This is a genomic window from Streptomyces sp. CB02980, assembly GCF_014451325.2.
Lineage (GTDB): Bacteria > Actinomycetota > Actinomycetes > Streptomycetales > Streptomycetaceae > Streptomyces.
The window spans coordinates 43364-63483 of sequence record NZ_JACSCH020000023.1; the positions used below are offsets into that span (position 1 = coordinate 43364).

22 protein-coding genes are annotated in these 20120 nt (G+C 72.1%); 13 read left to right on the top strand and 9 right to left on the bottom strand.

Translation table 11 applies throughout. The annotated features are described in order from the left end of the window. The first annotated feature begins 147 nt into the window (after positions 1 to 147). Complete coding sequence (locus E0F75_RS34590) at positions 148 to 735, top strand: hypothetical protein (RefSeq protein ID WP_229314935.1); 588 nt, start codon at positions 148 to 150, stop codon at positions 733 to 735. A 117-nt stretch (positions 736 to 852) separates the two neighbouring features. Further along, positions 853 to 1362: a hypothetical protein gene (locus tag E0F75_RS34595; protein WP_229314936.1), complete on the top strand. Its 510-nt coding sequence runs from the start codon at positions 853 to 855 to the stop codon at positions 1360 to 1362. Positions 1363 to 1633: 271 nt separating this feature from the next. Here E0F75_RS34595 and E0F75_RS34600 read toward each other — a convergent pair whose 3' ends face one another. Beyond that, a complete protein-coding gene (locus E0F75_RS34600) occupies positions 1634 to 2263 on the bottom strand; it encodes a TetR family transcriptional regulator (protein WP_037639037.1) in 630 nt (209 codons plus the stop codon). A 227-nt stretch (positions 2264 to 2490) separates the two neighbouring features. Between E0F75_RS34600 and E0F75_RS34605 the strand changes: the two genes are divergently transcribed. The 4 genes from E0F75_RS34605 (at position 2491) to E0F75_RS34620 (ending at position 6817) form a co-directional block, all read left to right on the top strand. Next, positions 2491 to 3834 (top strand): glycosyltransferase family 4 protein, encoded by a 1344-nt coding sequence (locus E0F75_RS34605; protein ID WP_229314937.1) that lies wholly within the window; start codon positions 2491 to 2493, stop codon positions 3832 to 3834. A 148-nt stretch (positions 3835 to 3982) separates the two neighbouring features. After that, on the top strand, positions 3983 to 4717 hold the full coding sequence (locus tag E0F75_RS34610; protein ID WP_229314938.1) for a class I SAM-dependent methyltransferase: 735 nt from the start codon (positions 3983 to 3985) through the stop codon (positions 4715 to 4717). Then, positions 4714 to 5799, top strand: coding sequence for a prenyltransferase (locus E0F75_RS34615; RefSeq protein ID WP_229314939.1), 1086 nt, complete (start codon positions 4714 to 4716; stop codon positions 5797 to 5799). Before E0F75_RS34610 ends, E0F75_RS34615 begins: the two co-directional genes overlap by 4 nt. A 169-nt stretch (positions 5800 to 5968) precedes the next feature. Next, entirely contained in the window at positions 5969 to 6817 is an 849-nt protein-coding gene (locus E0F75_RS34620) for a DUF2690 domain-containing protein (protein WP_229314940.1), read from the top strand. Between the two features lie 364 nt (positions 6818 to 7181). Here the strand turns inward: E0F75_RS34620 and E0F75_RS34625 are convergent, their stop codons facing one another. Then, positions 7182 to 7793 (bottom strand): AraC family transcriptional regulator, encoded by a 612-nt coding sequence (locus tag E0F75_RS34625; RefSeq protein WP_229314941.1) that lies wholly within the window; start codon positions 7791 to 7793, stop codon positions 7182 to 7184. A gap of 661 nt (positions 7794 to 8454) precedes the next feature. Between E0F75_RS34625 and E0F75_RS34630 the strand changes: the two genes are divergently transcribed. Then, positions 8455 to 9015 (top strand): hypothetical protein, encoded by a 561-nt coding sequence (locus tag E0F75_RS34630; protein ID WP_229314942.1) that lies wholly within the window; start codon positions 8455 to 8457, stop codon positions 9013 to 9015. A 14-nt stretch (positions 9016 to 9029) separates the two neighbouring features. Here the strand turns inward: E0F75_RS34630 and E0F75_RS34635 are convergent, their stop codons facing one another. The 3 genes from E0F75_RS34635 to E0F75_RS34645 all read right to left on the bottom strand — a co-directional run bounded on the left by E0F75_RS34635 (position 9030) and on the right by E0F75_RS34645 (position 12048). Continuing rightward, positions 9030 to 10040 carry an LLM class F420-dependent oxidoreductase gene (locus E0F75_RS34635; protein ID WP_229314943.1) on the bottom strand — a complete coding sequence of 337 codons (1011 nt, stop codon included), beginning with the start codon at positions 10038 to 10040 and terminating at the stop codon, positions 9030 to 9032. 123 nt (positions 10041 to 10163) lie between these two features. Beyond that, positions 10164 to 11021 (bottom strand): DUF5336 domain-containing protein, encoded by an 858-nt coding sequence (locus E0F75_RS34640; protein WP_229314944.1) that lies wholly within the window; start codon positions 11019 to 11021, stop codon positions 10164 to 10166. Between the two features lie 109 nt (positions 11022 to 11130). Further along, a complete protein-coding gene (locus tag E0F75_RS34645) occupies positions 11131 to 12048 on the bottom strand; it encodes an N-acetylmuramoyl-L-alanine amidase (protein ID WP_229314945.1) in 918 nt (305 codons plus the stop codon). Positions 12049 to 12441: 393 nt separating this feature from the next. Between E0F75_RS34645 and E0F75_RS34650 the strand changes: the two genes are divergently transcribed. After that, positions 12442 to 14229 carry a hypothetical protein gene (locus E0F75_RS34650; protein WP_229314946.1) on the top strand — a complete coding sequence of 596 codons (1788 nt, stop codon included), beginning with the start codon at positions 12442 to 12444 and terminating at the stop codon, positions 14227 to 14229. Between the two features lie 98 nt (positions 14230 to 14327). Here E0F75_RS34650 and E0F75_RS34655 read toward each other — a convergent pair whose 3' ends face one another. Continuing rightward, a complete protein-coding gene (locus E0F75_RS34655) occupies positions 14328 to 14960 on the bottom strand; it encodes a class I SAM-dependent methyltransferase (RefSeq protein ID WP_229314947.1) in 633 nt (210 codons plus the stop codon). Between the two features lie 46 nt (positions 14961 to 15006). Beyond that, positions 15007 to 15414 carry an ATP-binding protein gene (locus tag E0F75_RS34660; RefSeq protein ID WP_229314948.1) on the bottom strand — a complete coding sequence of 136 codons (408 nt, stop codon included), beginning with the start codon at positions 15412 to 15414 and terminating at the stop codon, positions 15007 to 15009. Positions 15415 to 15498: 84 nt separating this feature from the next. Here E0F75_RS34660 and E0F75_RS34665 point away from each other — a divergent pair, with 84 nt between their 5' ends. Genes E0F75_RS34665 through E0F75_RS34680 form a run of 4 tightly spaced genes read left to right on the top strand, consistent with a single transcriptional unit; the run spans position 15499 to position 17629 of the window. Then, positions 15499 to 16347, top strand: coding sequence for a helix-turn-helix transcriptional regulator (locus E0F75_RS34665; protein WP_229314949.1), 849 nt, complete (start codon positions 15499 to 15501; stop codon positions 16345 to 16347). Then, entirely contained in the window at positions 16307 to 16519 is a 213-nt protein-coding gene (locus E0F75_RS34670; protein ID WP_229314950.1) for a DUF397 domain-containing protein, read from the top strand. The genes E0F75_RS34665 and E0F75_RS34670 overlap by 41 nt, the downstream gene beginning before the upstream one ends. Before the next feature lie 2 nt (positions 16520 to 16521). Beyond that, positions 16522 to 16983: a hypothetical protein gene (locus E0F75_RS34675; protein ID WP_229314951.1), complete on the top strand. Its 462-nt coding sequence runs from the start codon at positions 16522 to 16524 to the stop codon at positions 16981 to 16983. A gap of 13 nt (positions 16984 to 16996) precedes the next feature. After that, on the top strand, positions 16997 to 17629 hold the full coding sequence (locus E0F75_RS34680; RefSeq protein WP_229314952.1) for a hypothetical protein: 633 nt from the start codon (positions 16997 to 16999) through the stop codon (positions 17627 to 17629). Between the two features lie 19 nt (positions 17630 to 17648). Here E0F75_RS34680 and E0F75_RS34685 read toward each other — a convergent pair whose 3' ends face one another. Then, complete coding sequence (locus tag E0F75_RS34685) at positions 17649 to 18071, bottom strand: DUF4259 domain-containing protein (RefSeq protein ID WP_229314953.1); 423 nt, start codon at positions 18069 to 18071, stop codon at positions 17649 to 17651. Positions 18072 to 18203: 132 nt separating this feature from the next. Next, entirely contained in the window at positions 18204 to 19055 is an 852-nt protein-coding gene (locus tag E0F75_RS34690; protein WP_229314954.1) for a LysR family transcriptional regulator, read from the bottom strand. A gap of 95 nt (positions 19056 to 19150) precedes the next feature. On the opposite strand from E0F75_RS34690, the gene E0F75_RS34695 reads away from it, so the two are divergent. Then, positions 19151 to 19882: an SDR family oxidoreductase gene (locus E0F75_RS34695; protein ID WP_229314955.1), complete on the top strand. Its 732-nt coding sequence runs from the start codon at positions 19151 to 19153 to the stop codon at positions 19880 to 19882. Positions 19883 to 20120: the final 238 nt, after the last annotated feature.

Here is a 20120-nt window from a genome sequence, read left to right on the forward strand (position 1 = left end):
CCGTAGCCGGCCCGGCGGCCTCCCGTAGCCGGCCCTGCGGACCCCCGGTACCAGCCGACTGCGCCGCCGCAACCGTCGTGACCTGCGCGTACCGCGTGTGTGAGACTCCCTCGGCACACGTACGTACGCGCAGGGAGCGGGGCAGGCATGCGGGGTCGGGGCAAGTGGTGGGCGGCGGTCGCGGGAGCGACGGCGGCGGTGGTCCTCGGGGCGGGGTGCGGGACCGGCACCGGCACCGGGGGACGGGCCTCCGCCTTCGGCCGTGCGACGGCCCACGCCGAGATCGTCGCCGCCGTCGAGAAGGCGGGGCTGCCGAAGTCCGACCTTCCGGGAGTCGGCGGGGCGACCCCCACGGGCTCCACGCCGCGTCCCACGCCGTCCACGGAGCGGGAGCGGCTTGAGGAGCGCGCCTTCGCCTGTACCGCCGCGTGGCAGTACATCGGCCCTCCCGTCGACGGATCGCGGGGCGACCTCGAGAAGGCGGTCACCGCCCTCGTCGCCGAGGACTGGGTCCAGGGTGAGCGCCAGGTGGAGAAGCTCGACAAGACGGGCGGCACCATGCTCCAGATCACGCTCAGGAAGCGGGGCTGGGTGATGTACGCCCGACACGTCGGCGAGCAGAAGTCGCTGGTCATGGAGATGATCTCCCTGCAGGCGACGGAGACCGCGTGCATGAACCGGTTCACCGAGCAGGAGCAGAAGGTCCTCCTCGGGGAGGACGCCGAACGGGGCTGACGAAAGGCGTCGTTGCGCACGCCGCCCGTTCCCACGTGCAAAACTGTGCCCTGAAAAACGGGGGCAAGAGGCCGTCGTACGTGCGTATTTGGGAGTGTTGTGCGCAAGGTGACGTGGGTGGCTGCGGCCGCCGGTGTGGTGCTGTTGGTTGCCGGTTGCGGAAGCGAGGGCGGTACGGACAAGGGTGGCTCGTCCTCGGCCGGTTCGTCCTCGACGGGCGGCTCCGGCGGTTCGGGCGGCGAGCGGCTCACCGGCGCCGTGGTCACCAAGGAGCTCACCGACGCCGCGACCGCGGCCGGCTTCACGCAGGACGCCTCGGGCGAGCAGATTCCGGCCGAGGCCAAGGACTGCATGGTCAGCTGGACGGCCGACGCCGAGAAGGCGAAGGACCCGGCGAAGTCCTACACGGACACGGTCGCGACCCTGGCCGAGGGCGGCTGGAACGAGGAGCGGAAGACCGAGCAGGGCGGCTCGGTGATCAAGTCCCTGAAGAAGAGCAGCTGGCAGCTCCAGGCCAGCAACCACTCCGCCGGCCCGCTGAAGCTGGTCATGTTCGTGGCCGTCGACAGCAGCCCGGAGTGCGCGGCGGCCCTCACGGCGGCCAACAAGGCCACGCCTTCGTCCTGATCCGCGGACACCGCCCGCGCCCCCGGCACGTCAGCCGCCGGGGGCGCGGGTGCGTCTCGCCGGTGCCGAGAGCGACCTGCGGTCACCGGTGCCGAGAGCGACCTGCGGTCACCGGTGCCGAGAGCGACCTGCGGTCACCGGTGCCGAGAGCGACCTGCGGTCGCCGGTGCCGAGAGCGACCTGCGGTCACCGGTGCCGAGAGCGACCTGCCGTCGGCGCGGGTGCGTCTCGTCGGTGCCGAGAGGCCTGCAGTCGGCGCAAGCGCGTCCGGTCAGCGGCGTGCCGCCGCCTCCGGCGCCGTCAGGTCGATCAGCCGGCAGACCGTCTCGATGTCGATCTTCACCTGTGCGATCGAGGCGCGCCCCGACAGCCAGGTGATCAGCGCCGAGTGCCAGGTGTGCTCGATCACCCGGACCGCCGAGAGCTGCTCAGGGGTCGGGTGCTCCGTGCCCATCGCGTCCAGGATGATCGCCGTCGTCAGCCGCGAGACCGTGTCGACCTCGGGGCTCACCCCGCGGTCCGCGAAGGTCAGCGCCCGCACCATCGCGTCGGCGAGCTGCGGCTCGCGCTGGAGCGCGCGGAAGGCCCGCATCAGCGTCTCCGCCACCCGCTCCGCCGGATCGGCGCCCGCCGGCGGCCGCTTCCGCAGGGTCGTGTGCATGTGCTGGAGCTGGTCCTGCATCGTCGCGACCAGCAGGTGGATCTTGGAGGGGAAGTAGCGGTACAGCGTCCCCAGGGCCACCCCGGCCGCCTCCGCGACCTCCCGCATCTGCACGGCGTCGAAGCCGCCCCGCGCCGCGAGCTGGGCGCTGGCGTTCAGGATGCGGCGGCGCCGTGCCTCCTGGCGCTCCGTGAGGGGCGGCGCCGCGGGTCTGTGGTCCGCTCTGATGTCTGCGGTCATGAGGTCCCGTTCCGTGCGGTGGGGAGCGACAGTATGGCGGTGCGGGCGCCGTGGCGCGAATCACCTGTTCCGGCTCTCACCACAGAGCTACCTGCCGGTAGATTCTGTCCTCCTTGAAGGATCAAGAAGATCAGGCCAGAAGATCAAGAACGATCAAGTCTGTAACTTGTTCTAGATTAGCGCGAGCGGTTACGCTCCGGCGAAACCACGCTCGAAGGGGGTCGCGCATGACCGCTGAGGCCATAGAGGCAAGCCCCCGACAGGGCGTCACCGCAGCCGGTGACAGACCGTTGCGGATCGCTCTCCTCACGTACAAGGGGAACCCCTTCTGCGGCGGTCAGGGCGTCTACGTCCGGCACCTCTCCCGCGAGCTCGCCCGCCTCGGCCACAGCGTCGAGGTCATCGGCTCGCAGCCGTACCCCGTCCTCGACGCGGTCGTCGACGGCGCAGACCTGACGGGGCTCACGCTCACCGAGCTCGCCAGCCTCGACCTGTACCGCTCGCCGGACCCGTTCCGCACCCCGAAGCGCGACGAGTACCGGGACTGGATCGACGGCCTCGAAGTCGCCACCATGTGGACCGGCGGCTTCCCCGAGCCGCTCACCTTCTCCCTGCGGGCCCGGCGCATGCTCGCCGCCCGCCGCGGAGACTTCGACGTCGTCCACGACAACCAGACCCTCGGATACGGGCTCCTCGGCGGACCGCGCGCGATCGGCGCCCCGCTCGTCACCACGATCCACCACCCCATCACCGTCGACCGGCAGCTCGAACTCGACGCCGCCGCCGACTGGAAGCGCCGCGCCTCCGTCCGCCGCTGGTACGCCTTCACCCGCATGCAGAAGCGCGTCGCCCGGCGGCTGCCGTCCGTGCTCACCGTCTCCGGCACGTCCCGGCAGGAGATCGTCGACCACCTCGGCGTACGCGAGGACCGCATCCGGGTCGTCCACATCGGCGCCGACACCGACCTGTGGTCGCCCGACCCGGCCGTCGCCGAGGTCCCCGGCCGGATCGTCACCACCTCCAGCGCCGACGTCCCGCTCAAGGGCCTCATCCACCTGATCGAGGCGCTCGCCAAGCTCCGCACCGAGAACCCGGACGCGCACCTCGTCGTCGTCGGCAAGCGCGCCGAGGACGGTCCCGTGGCCGCGGCCATCGAGCGGTACGAGCTGGCCGGGGCCGTCGAGTTCGTCAAGGGCATCAGCGACGCGGAGCTCGTCGACCTGGTGCGGTCCGCGCAGGTCTCCTGTGTGCCGTCGCTGTACGAGGGATTCTCGCTGCCGGCGGCGGAGGCGATGGCGACGGGGACGGCGCTCGTCGCGACGACCGGCGGTGCGATTCCCGAGGTGGCCGGGGCCGACGGGGAGACGTGTCTGGCGGTGCCGCCGGGGGATGCGGGGGCGCTGGCCGCCGCGCTCGGGCGGGTGCTCGGGGATTCCGAGCTGCGCGCCCGGCTCGGCGCGGCAGGGCGGGAACGGGTGCTGTCCCGGTTCACCTGGGCGAAGGCTGCGCAGGGCACTGCGGAGCTGTACCGCGAGGCGGCTGCCCTTCAGGGAGCCGGGGCCCGCCGGTGACATCCCGCCTTCGCTGCCGGGTGCGGCCCGGTGGGCGGGTCGTGCCCACCCTCCCGCGAACTCTCGGCTTCGCTCGAGCAGGGGGGACCCCCGTCGCCCTGCGGAACGCCTGCCCACAACCAACTCCTACCGCGAAAGCAGGCAGCTCGTGCTGACCGTCGACTTCACTCGCTTCCCGCTCGCCCCCGGCGACCGCGTGCTCGATCTGGGCTGTGGTGCGGGCCGGCACGCCTTCGAGTGCTACCGGCGCGGTGCGCAGGTCGTGGCCCTCGACCAGAACGGCGAGGAGATCCGCGAGGTCGCCAAGTGGTTCGCGGCCATGAAGGAGGCCGGCGAGGCCCCCGCGGGCGCGACCGCCACCGCGATGGAGGGCGACGCGCTCAACCTGCCGTTCCCCGACGAGTCCTTCGACGTCGTCATCATCTCCGAGGTCATGGAGCACATCCCCGACGACAAGGGTGTGCTCGCCGAGATGGTCCGCGTCCTCAAGCCCGGCGGGCGGATCGCGATCACCGTCCCGCGGTACGGCCCCGAGAAGATCTGCTGGACGCTCTCCGACGCGTACCACGAGGTCGAGGGCGGTCACATCCGCATCTACAAGGCCGACGAACTCCTCGGCAAGATCCGGCAGGCCGGACTCAAGCCGTACGGCACCCACCACGCGCACGCGCTGCACTCGCCGTACTGGTGGCTGAAGTGCGCCTTCGGTGTCGACAACGACAAGGCGCTGCCGGTCCGCGCGTACCACAAGCTCCTGGTCTGGGACATCATGAAGAAGCCGGCCCTGACCCGGGTCGCCGAGCAGCTGCTCAACCCGGTCGTCGGCAAGAGCTTCGTGGCGTACGCGACCAAGCCCCACCTTCCCAAGGCCGACTCCCAGTGACCTCCCCCGAGCGGATCGCGGAGCACCTCGTCCTGCCCGGGGTGCTCACCGCCGAGCAGGCCGCCGAGACCGTCGCCGGGATACTCGCCGTACAGCGCGAGGACGGCGCCCTGCCCTGGTTCCGGGGCCACCACCTGGACCCGTGGGACCACACCGAGGCCGCCATGGCGCTGGACGCGGCCGGTGAGCACGCCGCCGCCACCCGCGCCTACGAGTGGCTCGCCCGGCACCAGAACAGCGACGGCTCCTGGTTCGCGGCGTACCACGACGGCGAGCCCGACCAGGTCACCGACCGCAGCCGGGAGTCCAACTTCGTCGCGTACATAGCGGTCGGCGTCTGGCACCACTACCTCGCGACCGGCGACGACGCCTTCCTCGACCGGATGTGGCCCGCCGTCTACGCGGCCGTCGAGTTCGTCCTCGGGCTCCAGCAGCCCGGCGGCGAGATCGGCTGGAAGCGCGAGGCCGACGGCACACCGGTGAACGACGCGCTCCTCACCGGAAGTTCGTCGATCCACCAGGCGCTCCGCTGCGCGCTCGCCATCGCCGAGACCCGCGAAGAGCCGCAGCCCGACTGGGAGTTGGCGACCGGGGCGCTCGGTCACGCGATCCGCCGCCACCCCGAGCGCTTCCTCGACAAGTCGCGCTACTCGATGGACTGGTACTACCCGGTCCTCGGTGGCGCGGTCACCGGTTCCCAGGCGAAGGACCGGATCGAGGCCGACTGGGACACGTTCGTCGTGCCCGGCCTCGGCGTGCGCTGCGTGATCCCCAACCCGTGGGTGACCGGCGGCGAGAGCTGCGAACTCGCCCTCGCCCTCTGGGCGATGGGGGAGTCGGACCGCGCCCTGACCATCCTCCAGGACATCCGGCACCTGCGCGCCGAGAACGGCATGTACTGGACGGGGTACGTCTTCGAGGGCGAGACGGAGAACGACAAGGCCGTGTGGCCCGAGGAGCAGACGGCCTGGACGGCCGGCTCCCTGCTGCTCGCGGTGGCCGCCCTCGGCGGTGAGGAGGCGACCGTGGCCGTCTTCGGCGGCGAACGTCTCCCGGTCGGCCTCGATCCGGACTGCTGCTGATTCCCTGCCCGACACGACGGCAAAAGCAATGGCAAAGCGTGTTCTTCTCGGAGCTTTAGACTCCATCCGTTCATGGCTGGCATGGGCATGAGTAAGGGATGCGGGAGAGCAGGGCCAAGTGGACGGTGCGGGGACTGTCGGCAGTAGACCCAAGGCTTCGGCCGAGGAGTTGGCGAGCGAGCTGCTCGCCCTGAAGAAGGCGTCGGGACTGAGCTTCGCCCAGCTCAGCCAGAAGACCCACTACGCGAAGTCGTCGTGGGAGCGGTGGGTGAACGGGAAGCAGTTCCCGCCGCGCCACGCGGTGGAGAGCCTCGCCGGTCTGTGCGGGACACCGTCCGCGCAGCTGCTCGACCTCTGGGACCGGGCGCAGGCGGAACGCGAAGCGGGGGGCGGTCCGGAAGCGGGAGCCGAGGGGGCCGAGGGGGCCGAGGGGGCGTCGGATTCGGACGGTGCGCCGGACGCGGACGCCGAGCCGGGTGCGGGCGGTGCGCCGGAGACCGGCGGGTCCCCGCCGCGCCGGCGCCGCTCCCGCTTCCTGCGGATCGCCGCCGTGCTCGGCCTGATCCTGGTGGTGGGCGGCGGTCTCGCCGCCTACTCACTCGGACTCGTCGGCGAGTCGCCGTCGCCCCGGCCGTCGGCCTCCGTCAAGGTCGCGGGCCCGGAGACGGGCTGCAAGGGGGCCGGCTGCGAGGGCAAGGACCCCAAGAAGATGAACTGCGGCGCCGACGCGGTCACCGTACGCACCGGGTCCATCCCCAAGGACCTGGTCATCGAACTCCGCTACAGCCGGGCCTGCCAGGCGGCATGGGGCCGGATCTCCTTCGCGGAGATCGGTGCGACGGTCGTCGTCAACAATTCCGACGGCGCGGCGCAGGCCGATGTCGTCCACTACGACAGGGACGTCTACTCGCCCCTGATCGCGGCCCCGGACGACGGTTCCGTGTGGGTCTGCGCGGCCCTCCCGAAGGACAAGGCGCGCAGCTGCACCGGGCGGTTCATCCCCAGCCAGGAGGACTGACCCGCAGGAGGATCCGTCCGGCGGATCTCAGGGGGCGGGAACGGAGAAGCGGATCCGGTACCGCTTGCCTGCGCGCGCAGTCGTGCACCGCCCACGCGGAGGCCGGGGTCGGGCGGGATTCGGTCGGGGCGAGGCATGGCTCGCGCAACCTCCGGAAGGGGCGGGACGGCGGGATTCGGGGACGCGCTACCGGCGGGCTCCGCCGCCCCGTACGGACGGCGGAGCCCGCCGGTCGGCTCAGTGGCGAGTGATGCGGACGGGGCCCGACGCACCCCCGTGTCGTCGGGTTTCCGTGACGGAAGACTGACATCCGTCACGCGCCCGGGTATTGGACGAAAACGAACAGCCCAGCGGGGGCCGCCGGTCAGCCCGCCAGCCAGGCGCTGGCCGCCTTCCGGGCGGCCAGGAAGCGGCCCGGCGGCATCCCGGTCAGGGCCGTGAACTCGCGGCTGAGGTGGGACTGGTCGTAGAAACCGCACCCGACGGCGACGTCGGCCGCCCGGCCGCCGGCCGCGAGCTGCCGGATCGCGTGGTTCAGCCGCAGGATCCGGGCCAGGCGCTTCGGGGTGAGCCCGATCTGCTCGCGGAAGCGGTTCTCCAGGTGCCGCGGGCTCCAGCCGGACCGGGCGGCGAGTTCCCGCACGGGGACGGTCCCCGAGGTGCGGCTCAGCAGCTGCCACGCGTCGAGGACGGCCGGGGACGGCTCGCGGGACGGAGCGACCTCGGCGGCCCACCGCAGGAGCGTCTCGTCGAGCACGGTGAAGCGCTCGGCCCAGCCCGGTGCGGCCTCCAGGGCGGCGGTGAGGTCCCGCGCGCGGCGGCCGAGCACGTCGGCCGGGTCGGTGAGGATGTCCGCGAGCTCACCGAGCGGGCTGCCGAAGAGGCGGTACGCCGCCCAGGGGGCGAGGGTGAGCTCGACCCCGTGCAGGTCTCCCTGATGCCCGAGGACCCGGGCGCGGGTGTGCAGCCCGGACACGACCGAGGTGTGCGCGACGGAGCGGCCCCCGGCATTCCGCCCGGCTCCGGTACGTCCACCGCCCTCCCGGGCGGTGCCGGTGCAGTCGCCGGCGCCCTCCCAGCCGGTTCCAGTACGTCCACCGCCTTCCCGCCGGGGCCCGCTCTCCCGCCGGCCCCCGCTCTCCCTCCCGGCCGGGTTCTCCCGCCGGGGCCCGCCGTCCCGCCCGGCGGCCGTACGTCCGAGCCGTATCTCGCTTCCGAACCCGATGAACAGGGACACCCTGCCCGTCGGTACCACCAGCCGCTCCTGCGGCGTACCTGCCGTCGAGCGGAAGCCGCGGTAGACGCCGATGCCCGGCCTCAGCCGGGCATCGGGCCTCGCGTAGAACCACTGGCATCTTCCGCCTGCGTCGCAGCTGCGGCGCGTCACCATGAGTCAGACCCCCCTGGGTCCGGAACCGTCCCGGACCGACCGCTCCACTCTCCGGGCCGTGTGGGCGGCGGGGCCAGAGACGGCGGTGTCCCAGGGACGCCGAGGGACGTCCCAGGGCCCTGACCTGCAAGGATTCCCTGAAGGAGGGATGTGTGGGCGAGGGGCCGGCCCCATTCGGAGCCGCTCGCGTGGCGGCACCGGGGGCCCCGGGCGAGGCTGGCGCCACAACCCTCAGGGAGGTCCTGTCGTGCCCAGATCCGTACCCCGGTCCGTGTCCCGCGGTGTCGTGGCCCTGATCCTTTCCTGCACCCTGCTTCTGACGACCGCCGCCTGCGGCAGCGACGACGACGCGAGCGCGAGCGGTTCCGCGACCCCGACGGCTTCGGCCGGCTTCGAGCAGCAGAAGCTCGCCAAGACCCGGTTCGTGGCCAACGCGGGTCTGGCCGCGGGAGCCACGTACCAGTGGATCGTGAAGCCGTACCGTGCGGGCAAGTTCAAGAAGGGCGCGGACGGCCGGACCCTGGCCCTGGTGAAGGCGGGTCTCGCGGGCGCGTTCACGTACAACCGGCTCAAGGCGGCGACGAACAACGCCAAGGGCGACCCGTTGCTGTCGAAGGCGGTCGCGCCGCTCACGGCCGGGATCGAGTCGCTCAAGGAGCTCGGGACGAAGCTCCGCAAGGGCGAGGTGGGCGACGCGGACGTCGGCGTCTTCGAGAACGTCATCAACAGCGTCAAGGACGCGGGCAAGAGCGCCGGCGCCGAGGTCGTCGAGAAGGTCCCCAGCGCCTCCCAGCTCAGCGGCGGCTGACGCCGGTACACCCCCTACGTGTTGAGCTCCGCGAGCAGGCGGAGGGTCTCGGGGTCCGGTGACGTGACGAGGAGGTCCGTCACCGGGCCCCGCCGCCATGCGTCCAGCCGTTCGGCGATGCGCCGCCGGGGGCCGACCAGGGAGATCTCGTCCGCGAAGGAGTCCGGGACCGCGAGGACCGCCTCCTCGCGCCGCCCGGCGGCGAACAGCTCCTGGACGCGCCTCGCCTCCTTCTCGTACCCCATCCGCCCCATCAGGTCGGCGTGGAAGTTGCGGGCCGCGTGCCCCATGCCGCCGATGTAGAAGCCGAGCATCGCCTTGACCGGCAGCAGGCCGGCCGTCACGTCGTCGCAGAGCTGGGCGCGGACCATGGGGGCGACCAGGAAGCCCTCCGGGAGCCGCTCGGGCAGCGCGTACACCTCGGACCAGCGCTCGGGGGACCAGTACAGCGGCAGCCAGCCGTCGGCGATCGTGAGCGTCTGCGCGATGTTCTTCGGCCCCTCGGCGCCGAGGAGGATCGGGAGGTCGGCCCGGAGCGGGTGGGTGATCGCCTTGAGGGGCTTGCCGAGGCCGGTGCCGTCGGAGCCGGTGTACGGGTGGGAGTGGTGGCGCCCGTCGAGCCGGACCGGGGCCTCGCGGCGCAGCACCTGGCGGACCACGTCCACGTACTCGCGGGTCGCGGTCAGCGGGGAGCGGGGGAAGGGGCGCCCGTACCAGCCCTCGACGACCTGCGGCCCGGACAGGCCGAGGCCGAGCATGACCCGCCCGCCGGAGAGGTGGTCGAGCGTGAGCGCGTGCATCGCGGTGGTCGTGGGCGCGCGGGCGGCCATCTGCGCGACGGCGGTGCCCAGCTTGATCCGGCTGGTGTGGGCGGCGATCCAGGTGAGCGCGGTGAAGGCGTCGGAGCCCCAGGCCTCCGCCGTCCACACCGAGTCGTAGCCGAGCCGCTCGGCCTCGCGGGCGAGGTCGAGGCGGTCGGGGGAGGGGCCGCGGCCCCAGTAGCCGAGGGCGAGTCCGAGTCGCATGCCCCGCATCCTTTCTGACGTTCCGTCAGTTCGGGTGGATGCGGGGACTGTACGTCAACGGCCCCCCGCCCGGAAGGGATTCGCTTCCGGGCGGGGGGCCGTCGGTCATGCTGCTGTGGTGGATCAGCCGCGCTGGATGCCCGTGGTGTCCTGCAGGACACCACGACGGCCGTCCTGCGTCTGCGCCACCAGGGTGGCGCCGCGCTGCTCGACCGCCAGGTACCAGGTACCCGGGGCCAGTTCGGCGATCGGCGCCTGCGAGCCGTCCTCCGCGTACAGCGGACGGGCGACCGGAACCGCGAACCAGAACGGCTCGAAGCCCCCGGCCGGCCCCGCCTGCGGGGCCTGGGCCTGCGGCTCGGGCTGCTGCGGGGCCTGCGGCTGCGGGGCGGCGGCCTGCGCGCCGAACGGCTGGCCGGCACCCTGCGACGGGTCCTGCGGACCGCCGTACGGCGGGTGCTGCGCGCCCGGGTAGCCGTAGCCGCCGGGGACGCCCTGCGGGCCGGGCTGGCCGGGCTGCATGCCGTACGGCTGCGGGGTCTGCGGCTTGGGCGCGCCCACGAGCGGGGCCTTCAGGGCCGGGACCATCGGTCCGGCGACGGCCGCACCGGCGAGCACCAGGGCGGCGATCAGGCCGAGGATCAGGCCCGCGCCGGCGTTGTTCGCCTCGAAGACCCACATCAGCAGGGTCCACGCGGAGGCGATGGTGAACGTGGCACCGACCTGGCCGAGCTCCAGGCCGGCCACCTTGCGCTGCTCCGGCAGGCTGCGGGAGAAGACGACGAGCGCGGCACCGGCGATGCCCAGGAAGAAGGAGCCCCAGCCGAGGTACGAGACCTCCCAGGAGTTCGGGTTCTCGATCTGGTCGCAGAGCGCTTCAGGCCCGTCACAGCCGGAAATGCCGAGGAACGAGGCGATGAACAGCACCACCGCTGCACCGATCAGCACGCCATCGCCTCGGGTGAGGGAGCGGATATTCACGTAAGAAGTCCTTCGTCGGGTCGTCGCGTCGGGGTGGCGCTCAGGTCATGGCACGGGGGATGGCACGGAGCTGCCCCATCGTACGGAGCGAATCTATCGCCCGCGGGTTCTACCCCTCGAGGTAGGTGGCGATGCCGTCCGCGATCCCCTGGGCGGCCTTCTGTCGCCACGTCGCCGACGTGAGCAGCTCTGCGTCCTTCGGATCACGCATATTGCCGCATTCGACGAAGACCTTGGGCACGGTTGAGAGATTGAGTCCGCCGAGATCGTCGCGGACGTCCAACCCCGTACCGGAACCGAGGTAGTTGGCGGGGGCCGTTCCGGTGGCGCGGGCGAACCGGTCGGCGATCCGCTCGCCGAGCTCGCGCGAGGGGCCGACGATCTTCGCGGTGTCGGCGGATCCTTCGCGTACGCGTGCGGGCAGGATCACATGGAAGCCGCGGTTGCCGGCGGCGGAGCCGTCCGCGTGGACGGAGACGACGGCGTCGGCACGGGCCGCGTTGCCGATCTTCGCCCGCTCGTCGATGCAGGGGCCCCAGGGGCGGTCGGCGTCGTGGGTGAGGACCACCTTGGCGCCGCGCGCCGTGAGGAGGTCCCGCAGTCGGTGGGTGACGTCGAGGGTGAAGGAGGCCTCGGTGTATCCCGCGTTCGTGGAGGTGCCCGTGGTGTCGCACTCCTTGCGGGTTGTGCCGATGTTCACCTTCTGGTTGATTTCCTGGGAATGGCGGAAATTGCCGGAGTTGTGACCGGGGTCGAGGGCAATGGTCCGTCCGGCGAGGGAGAGGGCCGTCTCCCGGGTGCTCGGCGCTCCGCTCGGCGCTCCGCTCGGAGCCTCGCCCGGTGCGCCGCCGGCCGTGCCCGAGGGTGAGGCCTTCGGGCTCTCCGTGGGCTTCCCGTCCGACGGCGAGGCCTGCGAGGCCCCGCAGCCGGCGAGTACGGCGCAGCAGCCCGTGGCGGCGAGGACGAGCGCGAGGCTGCGGGTGCGGCTGAGGGTGCGGCGGGTGATCTTCCGGTGGTCGTACGGCACCTGGCGACTCTAGGCCCTGTACGGGGCGAAATCCCGCAGCGGGTACGTCGCAGCTTGGTCACCGCTTCGCGGAACGGTGGACGCGTGTGAGTGAACCGTGAAGGGTAGGTGGGAAGAGGCGACGGTGGGGTGTCACCGCGCATGGACCCACGAGGGGGAACCGTGGTGGGGGAAGAACCGAACGACGCACGTCCCGAGCCGTCGGACCGGCCTGTGCAGGACGACGCATTAGACAGATCGAACCAGTCGAACCAGTCGAACCAGTCGAACCAGCCGGGTCGGCCCGGGCAGCCCGGTCAGGCGGGCTCGCTCGACTCGTCGACCCAGATACTGCGGTCCGCGGCCGCGGACCGGGCCGCCCCGGACTCCGGCGCGCCGGCCACGCCCGCGCCCGTGGCCCCCGCGCCCTGGGAGGCGCGGCCCTCGGCGGGCTTCGGACCGCCGACCGACCCGCCCCCGAGCGCGGCGGCCCGGCCCGGCCCCGAGGCCACCGGTCCCGCTCCCGGCGCGGTGCCCGGCTCCGCTCCCGCCGCCGGTCCCGCCACCGCGCCCGGCTGGGCCGGTGCCGGCACGCCTCCGCCGCCGCCCGGCGCCCCGCCGGGTTACGGCCCGCCGCCCGGTTACGGCCCTCCCGGGTACGGTCCGCCGCCCGGCGACGGCGGGCAGCCGCCCGCGCAGCCGCCCGGCGCGGCGAACGGCGCCCAGGCCGCCATGATCGGCCTGCTCAACCTCTCCTGCCTGGGCCTCGGTTACGTCCTCCTGCGCAACTGGGTCGGCGCCGCGCTCTGCTGGATCGCCACCGCCGCCCTGCTCTTCCTGGCCCTCCCCGCCGACGTCGACGGCGTGCCCGTCGGGCTCCTCGTCGGCTACGGCGTCTTCCTCCTGGCCGTCGCGGCGGACGGCGCCCGCCGCGGCCTGCGCGCGACCCTCCGGATCGGCACGTCCTTCCGCCGCCTCGCGCTGCCGCTGGCCCTCGTGCTGCTCGCCGTGCCCGCGGGAGGCTCGCTCGCGTACGGGGCGGCCCGCGACGAGGCGAAGGAGCAGGCCCTGCTCGACCGCCTCGCCGCCGCCGACGAGCTCGTGAAGTCGGCCGACGGCCTCGCCTTCGACAAGGCCGAACCGACCTTCCGCAAGGCGCTCGGCGAGTACGAGAAGCTCGGCAGGGAGCACGCGGGATCACGGGCCGGAAAGCTCGTCCCCGCGCGCCTCGACACCTACTTCGCGACGGTCTCCAAGCCGTACGCCGACAAGGTGTACTGCGACGCGATCCCGCGCCTCACCTACCTGCGGGGGCTCCCGGCCACCGCCGACAAGGACCTGCTGGGCACCCGGCCGGCCAAGACCGACGAGCCGCTGGCCCACTCCCTCTACGAGTGCGGGGCGGCCGGGATCGGCAACGCGACCTACGAGCCGGACCCCAGGGAGAGCTTCAACGAACTCCTCAAGACCTTCCCGAAGTCGACGTACGCGCCGAAGGTCGCACCGGCCTTCGAGGCGTCGATCAAGACCCGGACGGACGCCCTCGCAGGGGGCAGCGCCCCCTGCGACACCACCAAAGAGCTGCACGTCATCGGTGCCTCCCTCGACGGCATGACGGACCCGTCGCTCGAGGGCGCCACGGACCAGGCCGACGCGGCGGTCCAGAAGGGCGACTTCGCCTGCGGGACGGACCAGTTCAAGGACAAGGACTTCAAGGCCGCCCTCGACACGATGACGGCCTACGCGAAGGACTACCCGAGCAGCCCGCAGGCCGCCCACGCCCGCTCCATCGCCATCGCCGCCGAGATCGCCGAAGAGGAGCCCGCGGCGGGCGGGAAGCTGCCCCCGGCCGACGTGCCCGGCGGTACGCGGATGGTCATGGTGGTGAGCAACGACGGTCCGGGCGAGGTCGAGCTGCTCTACACCGGTCCGATGACCGGCAAGGTCACCCTGAAGGCGTGCGGGACCTGCACCAAGTACCCCGGCCCGCTCTTCTCGCAGGGCAAGAAGATCAAGGCCTGCACCGGGCCGTCCTCGAAGTACCCGAAGGCGACCCTGCTGCTGCCCGCCGGTGACTACCACCTCCTGCAGAAGCGGGTCTCCACGGGCACGTCCACGGCCGGTGACACCAAGTCGAGCAAGGCGAAGATCGAACCGGGCTACAGCTACACCAACTGCCTGTACGTGACCTCGGGGTTCTGACCTCGGGGGCCTGACCTCGGGTTCCGACCCCTCGGCACGCATCGGCCCGGCGGCCGTCCCCTTCCGAGGGGGCGGCCGCCGACCTGTCGGCCCGCGGCTCAGCCCCGGCGGCGCAGGACCCGCAGCGAGTCCGCGACCGAGACCTCCTCGAAGTCCCCCGACTCCAGCGCGCGGAGGTAGATCCGGTACGGCGCCTGGCCGCCGTCCTCCGGGTTCGGGAAGACGTCGTGGATGACCAGCAGGCCGCCGGGGGCGACCTTCGGGGCCCAGCCCTCGTAGTCGTTGGTGGCGTGCTCGTCGGTGTGCCCGCCGTCGACGAACACGAACCCGAGCTGCCCGCCCCACACCTTCGCGACCTGCGGCGACCGCCCGACCACGGCGATCACGTGCTCTTCGAGACCCGCCTTGCGCAGCGTCCGCCGGAACGTCGGCAGGGTGTCCATGAGCCCCACCTCCGGGTCGACCACGGTCTCGTCGTGGTACTCCCACCCCGGCTGCTGCTCCTCGCTGCCCCGGTGGTGGTCCACGGTCACCGCGACCGTCCCCGTCTGCCGTGCCACGTCGGCCAGCAGGATGGTGGAGCGCCCGCAGTACGTGCCGACCTCCAGGAGCGGCAGCCCGAGCTTCGCGGCCTCGGTGGCCGCCGCGTACAGGGCGAGCCCCTCCCCGACGGGCATGAAGCCCTTGGCGGCCTCGAAGGCGGCGAGGATCTCGGGCGCGGGCTCGGACATGGTGACTCCTACTGGCGGGTACGCGAGTGACGGCGCCCATCGTGCCCTACGCGTCGCACTCGAACCACACCGTCTTCCCGTCGGCCCGCTCGTCGACCCCCCACCGGTCCGTCACGGCCTCCACCAGGACCAGCCCCCGTCCGCCCGCGTCCAGCGGATCAGCCGCCTTCGCGTGTACGGTCCCGGGCACCCCGTCCGAGACCTCGACCCGGAGTCCGTACGGCTCCCGCAGGATCAGCACCGCGCAATGCCGGCCGGGCACGTGCCGGACGACGTTGGCGACGAGCTCGGTCAGCGCGAGGGCAGCGGAGTCGGCCGACCGGTCGAGCTCCCAACGCGTGAGGAACATGCGGAGGATGCGGCGCATGTGACCCGCGGAGTGCTCACCGACGGTGAACCGCATGCGGTAGCTCGTCGCAAGTACCGCAGGGTAGAGGTCTGTTGCCTGATTCATGCCACCAGACTGGGCGGCTTTCGTTACGCTCGGCTACGGACTGAACACAACGCCTCACCGCGTGAGCTTGGGGGTGACCTCGCCGTGGTCAACATCCGCAGCCTGGATCCGAGTGCCTCGCCGCTGGACTACTACGGATCGGAACTCCGCCGTCTGAGAGAGGAGGCGGGCCTCAGTCAGCCGCAGCTCGGCAAGATCCTGTACTGCACGGGCTCGCTCGTGGGGCAGATCGAGACGGCGAAGAAGGTCCCGACGAGACGGTTCTCGGAACAACTCGATGCGGCGTTGATGACGGGTGGGCTGTTCTCGCGGCTGGTGGGCCTGGTGCTGAAGAGTCAGTTGCCGACTTGGTTCCAGCCATACGCGGAGATGGAAGCGAGGGCGACGTACATCTCCTCGTTCCAGCCTCAACTGGTCGTTGGGCTGCTCCAGACGGAGGCGTACGCCCGCGCCGTTCTCGGCGTCAGGACGGACGGGGATCTCGACGGCAGGGTCGCCGCCCGAATGGAGCGACAGAGGATCCTGAGTGGGGAGACTCCTCCTCTGATGTGGGTCGTCCTGACGGAGGCTGTACTCCGTCAGGAGATCGGAGGGAAGGAGGTGATGAGGGCCCAACTCGCCCACCTGTTACGCATGCAGGAGCGCGAGTGGGTGAAGATCCAGATCATGCCGTTCACGGCCGGCGCGCATGCCGGGATCATGGGCGAGTTCAACCTCCTGCGCTTCGAGGGCGACCCCGACGTCGTCTACACGGAGGACTTCGTGCAGGGGCATATGACCGCCAATCCAGCCGCGTTCAGGGAGGGCTCGCTCCGTTACGATCACCTGCAGGCCGCTGCGCTCTCGGTCGAGGGTTCGGCCACACTGATCGCCCGCGTCATGGAGGAACAGTATGGGGACCGACCAGAACCTGACGGGCGCGCGTTGGCGTAAGTCCTCGTACAGCGGCGACACCGGCGGCAACTGCATCGAAATCGCCGACCTCACCGCCCACATCGCCGTCCGTGACTCCAAGAACCCCGAAGGCCCCGCCTTCCTCGCCACCCCCGCCGCCTTCACGGCCTTCGTGGCGGCCGCCGCCGAGGGGCGCGTCGGCGGGCGCTGATCATGGCGACCCTCATAGGGACGATGATCCTCGCCATCGGCCTGCCGGCCTGGGCGGGGATCACGTACGTCGGGCTGGTCCGGGCCCGCCGGGGCGACGAACTGCCCCCGCCCCGACCGCCCCGGCCCCGCCGCTCGCCCGCCAGGAAGGCAGCCTGGGTCGCCGGGCTCGCCTATCTCGTGGGTGGCGCGGTGCACGTGTACGGCCTGTCGTACCTGCCGTTCCTCTTCCCGGACGACGCGTGCTGGTTCGGCGTGGGGATCAAGGCCTACCCGGACTCCAGCAGCGCGCTGCCCGTGAGCCTGGTGTGCCACGGCATCGAGGTCGTCCCCTGGTGGGTCAACCCCGGCCTCCTCGCCTTCGCACTCATCGCCGTCGCCGCGACCGTCACGAGCGTCGTGCTCGCCCTGCGGCATCGCGCCGACCGGCACCGGACCGAGGAACGAAAGGCGAGAAGTGCATGAAGGATCTCCGGCCGTGACCGCCTCGGACGGCCTCGCGGCGGCCCTGCGGCAGGCGGCGGAGCAGCGCGGCTGCGACATCGGGCTGCCGCCCTGGGCCACCGAAGCCACCGGCATCGAGACGAGGCGGGGATACCTGTCGGTCGATGCCGTGACCGAGGGGCGTCGCCTGTTCCGGCTGAGGGTCCACATTCCCGACTTCGGCTGGACCATCGGTTCCACGGACGATCTCGGAACTCTCGTGGAGGCGATCGCGGCGTGGCGGGAGGGAGTGCCGCTCGACGAACTCAAGGCGAGGTTCGACTTCCTGGAGCTCGACGGGTTCAGGAGGGCGCTCGAAGCGGGCGAGCCCACTGCCGCGCAGTGGGCCGCGCTCCTGTCCTCCGAGTACTACCGGGGACAGCGGTCCCTCCTGCGCCGCCTCCACGCGGACGACGTGCTGCGGAGCACGTTCCCGACGATGACGCACCGCGCCGTCCGGCTGCGGGTGGACCCGATGTACTGGATGAGCCGTCAGGTCCTGGTGCACGAGCCGGAGGAGGGGCGCTACGAGGTCAGGCGCGTCCGGGGACCCGCTCCCGACTGGGCCGAGGTGTCGGGCGACGACCTGATCGCCGTTCTGCGGGCCGCACTGTACGACGACCACTAGAGCCGCGCGCGTCAGCGCCTCAGGAGCCCGAACCCGTGTCCGCTCCGTCCAGGACCGCGCGCAGCTTCCGTACCACCGCCTTCCACTCCTCGCCGTCCGACTCCTCCCAGAGTTCGAGGAGTTCGGAGGGCTCGGTGAGGATCCGGTCCAGGGCCGTCACGGCCTGCGGGCGCAGGTCGGCCGGGAGGGGCGGCAGGGGGTCCTTCGGGGCGTACGAGGTGGTGACAGGGTCGCCGCCGGGGCACTGGGCGGCGAGGAGGGCCGCCGAGGCGATCGCCTCGTCCGCCAGGTCCGCGTCCAGGTACGCGTCGCCGGTCTCGATCACCTCGCGGAAGGCCGTACGCAGCACCTCGGCCTTCTTCTCCGCCGGGGCCTCGTCCACCCGGTACGAGAAGTCGGCGGCGGTGTCGTTGTCGAAGGGGCCGATGTCCCAGGTGCCCATGGCGTGCTCGCTCTCTCCGTGCTCGGTCGTTCCGCTGTACCGACAGCGTGGCAGGCACCACTGACAACGCCGGTCCGGTGGAGCCGGGCCACGGCAGGCGGAACCTGGCCGGGCGTGTGGGAACTATGGGAGCTACGGGAGACGTGTCGCGGTGCGGACAAGGTCGGCGACGGCCATGGACCGACTGTGCGGTGGCCAGGCGATCACGGTGGTGACTTTCGGCGCGTCCAGCACGGGCACGGCGGCGAGGTCACCGTGCAGTTGGGCTCGGCACGACTCCGGTGAGACCGCGCAAGCCCGGCCGAGCGCGACGAGCTGCAACAACTGCGCGTGGTCGCGGACCCGCGGGCCGGGGCCGGGCGGGTAGGAGCCGTCGGCGTCGGGCCAGCGTGGCAGGGGCAGGCCCGGCAGGTCGGCGATGTCGGCCATGTGCACATGGGCCCGGGCGGTGAGCGGATGTCCGGCCGGCAGGACCACGACCTGGCCCTCCGTGCCGAGTTCCTCGGTGTGGAACCCGGCCGCCGAGTCGAACGGCCGGTGCAGCAGCGCCACGTCGGCCCGGCCCTCGCGCAGAAGCCGTTCCTGCTCGGCCGGGCCGCACAGGATGACGTCGACGGGGACCGCGCCGGGTTCGGCGGCGTACGTTTCGAGCAGTTTCGCCAGCAGTTCGCGGGACGCGCTGGCTTTCGTGACCAGGACCAGGCCGGGACCGCCGGTCGCGGAAAGGGCTGCGCGGCGGGTCCGGCGCTCAGCGGTGTCGACCGCGTCGAGGGCGGCCCGGCCCTCGGCCAGCAGCACCGAACCGGCCTCGGTCAGCGCGACGGTGCGGCTGGTCCGATCCAGCAGTACCGCCCCGAGCCGGCGTTCGAGCTGCTGGATCGCCCGCGACAAAGGCGGCTGCGCGATCCCGAGCCGCTGCGCGGCCCGCCCGAAGTGCAACTCCTCGGCGACAGCGACGAAGTAGCGCAGTTCCCGGGTCTCCATCCGCTCACGCTACCCCCGATCGATACCCGGACGGTATCGCTGCCCACCCGATCGGTCTTGGACCCCCGCCGGAGTCCGGGGGCAGCATGGTTCCCATGAGCGAACGAACGATTGCGCTGGTCACCGGCGCGAACAAGGGAATCGGCTACGAGATCGCCGCGGGCCTGGGCGCCCTCGGCTGGAGCGTCGGCGTCGGCGCCCGCGACGATCAGCGCCGTGAGGCCGCGGTGGAGAGACTGCGCGCGGCCGGAGTCGACGCGTTCGGCGTACCGCTGGACGTCACCGACGACGCGAGCGTCACCGCCGCCGCACGGCTGATCGAGGAACAGGCCGGGCGCCTCGACGTGCTCGTCAACAACGCAGCCGTCACCGGCAGTTGGCCGCAGGAGCCCACCCGGGTCGATCCCGCCACCATCCGGACGGTCGTGGAGACCAACGTGATCGGCGTCATCCGCGTCACCAACGCGATGCTGCCGATGCTGCGTCGCTCTGCTTCACCCCGGATCGTGAACATGTCCAGCAGCGTCGGCTCCCTCGCCCGGCAGTCGGGAACCGCTGGTGAGCAGACGACGGGTCCGGTGGCCGTGGCGTACGCGCCGTCGAAGACGTTCCTGAACGCCGTCACCCTCCAGTACGCACGAGAGCTGAGCGGCACGAACATCCTGATCAATGCCGGCTGCCCGGGCTATGTCGCGACCGACCTCAACGGCTTCCGCGGCGTGCGCACCCCGGAACAGGGGGCGGCGATCGCCATCCGACTCGCGACCCTGCCCGACGACGGCCCGACCGGCACGTTCTTCGAGGACGCCGGCGTGGTGCCCTGGTGATGTCGCGAAGGGTGGCCGGCGCGGGCCGGTGGCTCCCGCCGGCCCGGCCCCGCTACCAGATCCAGAGGCCGCCGAGGATCGACGTACGCCCGGTCTCGTCGTAGCGGCGCATGAGGTCCGGCGAGCCGGACTCGGGGAAGCGCCATTCACTGCCGTCGTACACCCTGCCCCGCCTCGTCGCGCGCGCGGGGGAGGTCCCTCGAATCCCGTATCTGACCTTCCGTCAGAATGGAACGTG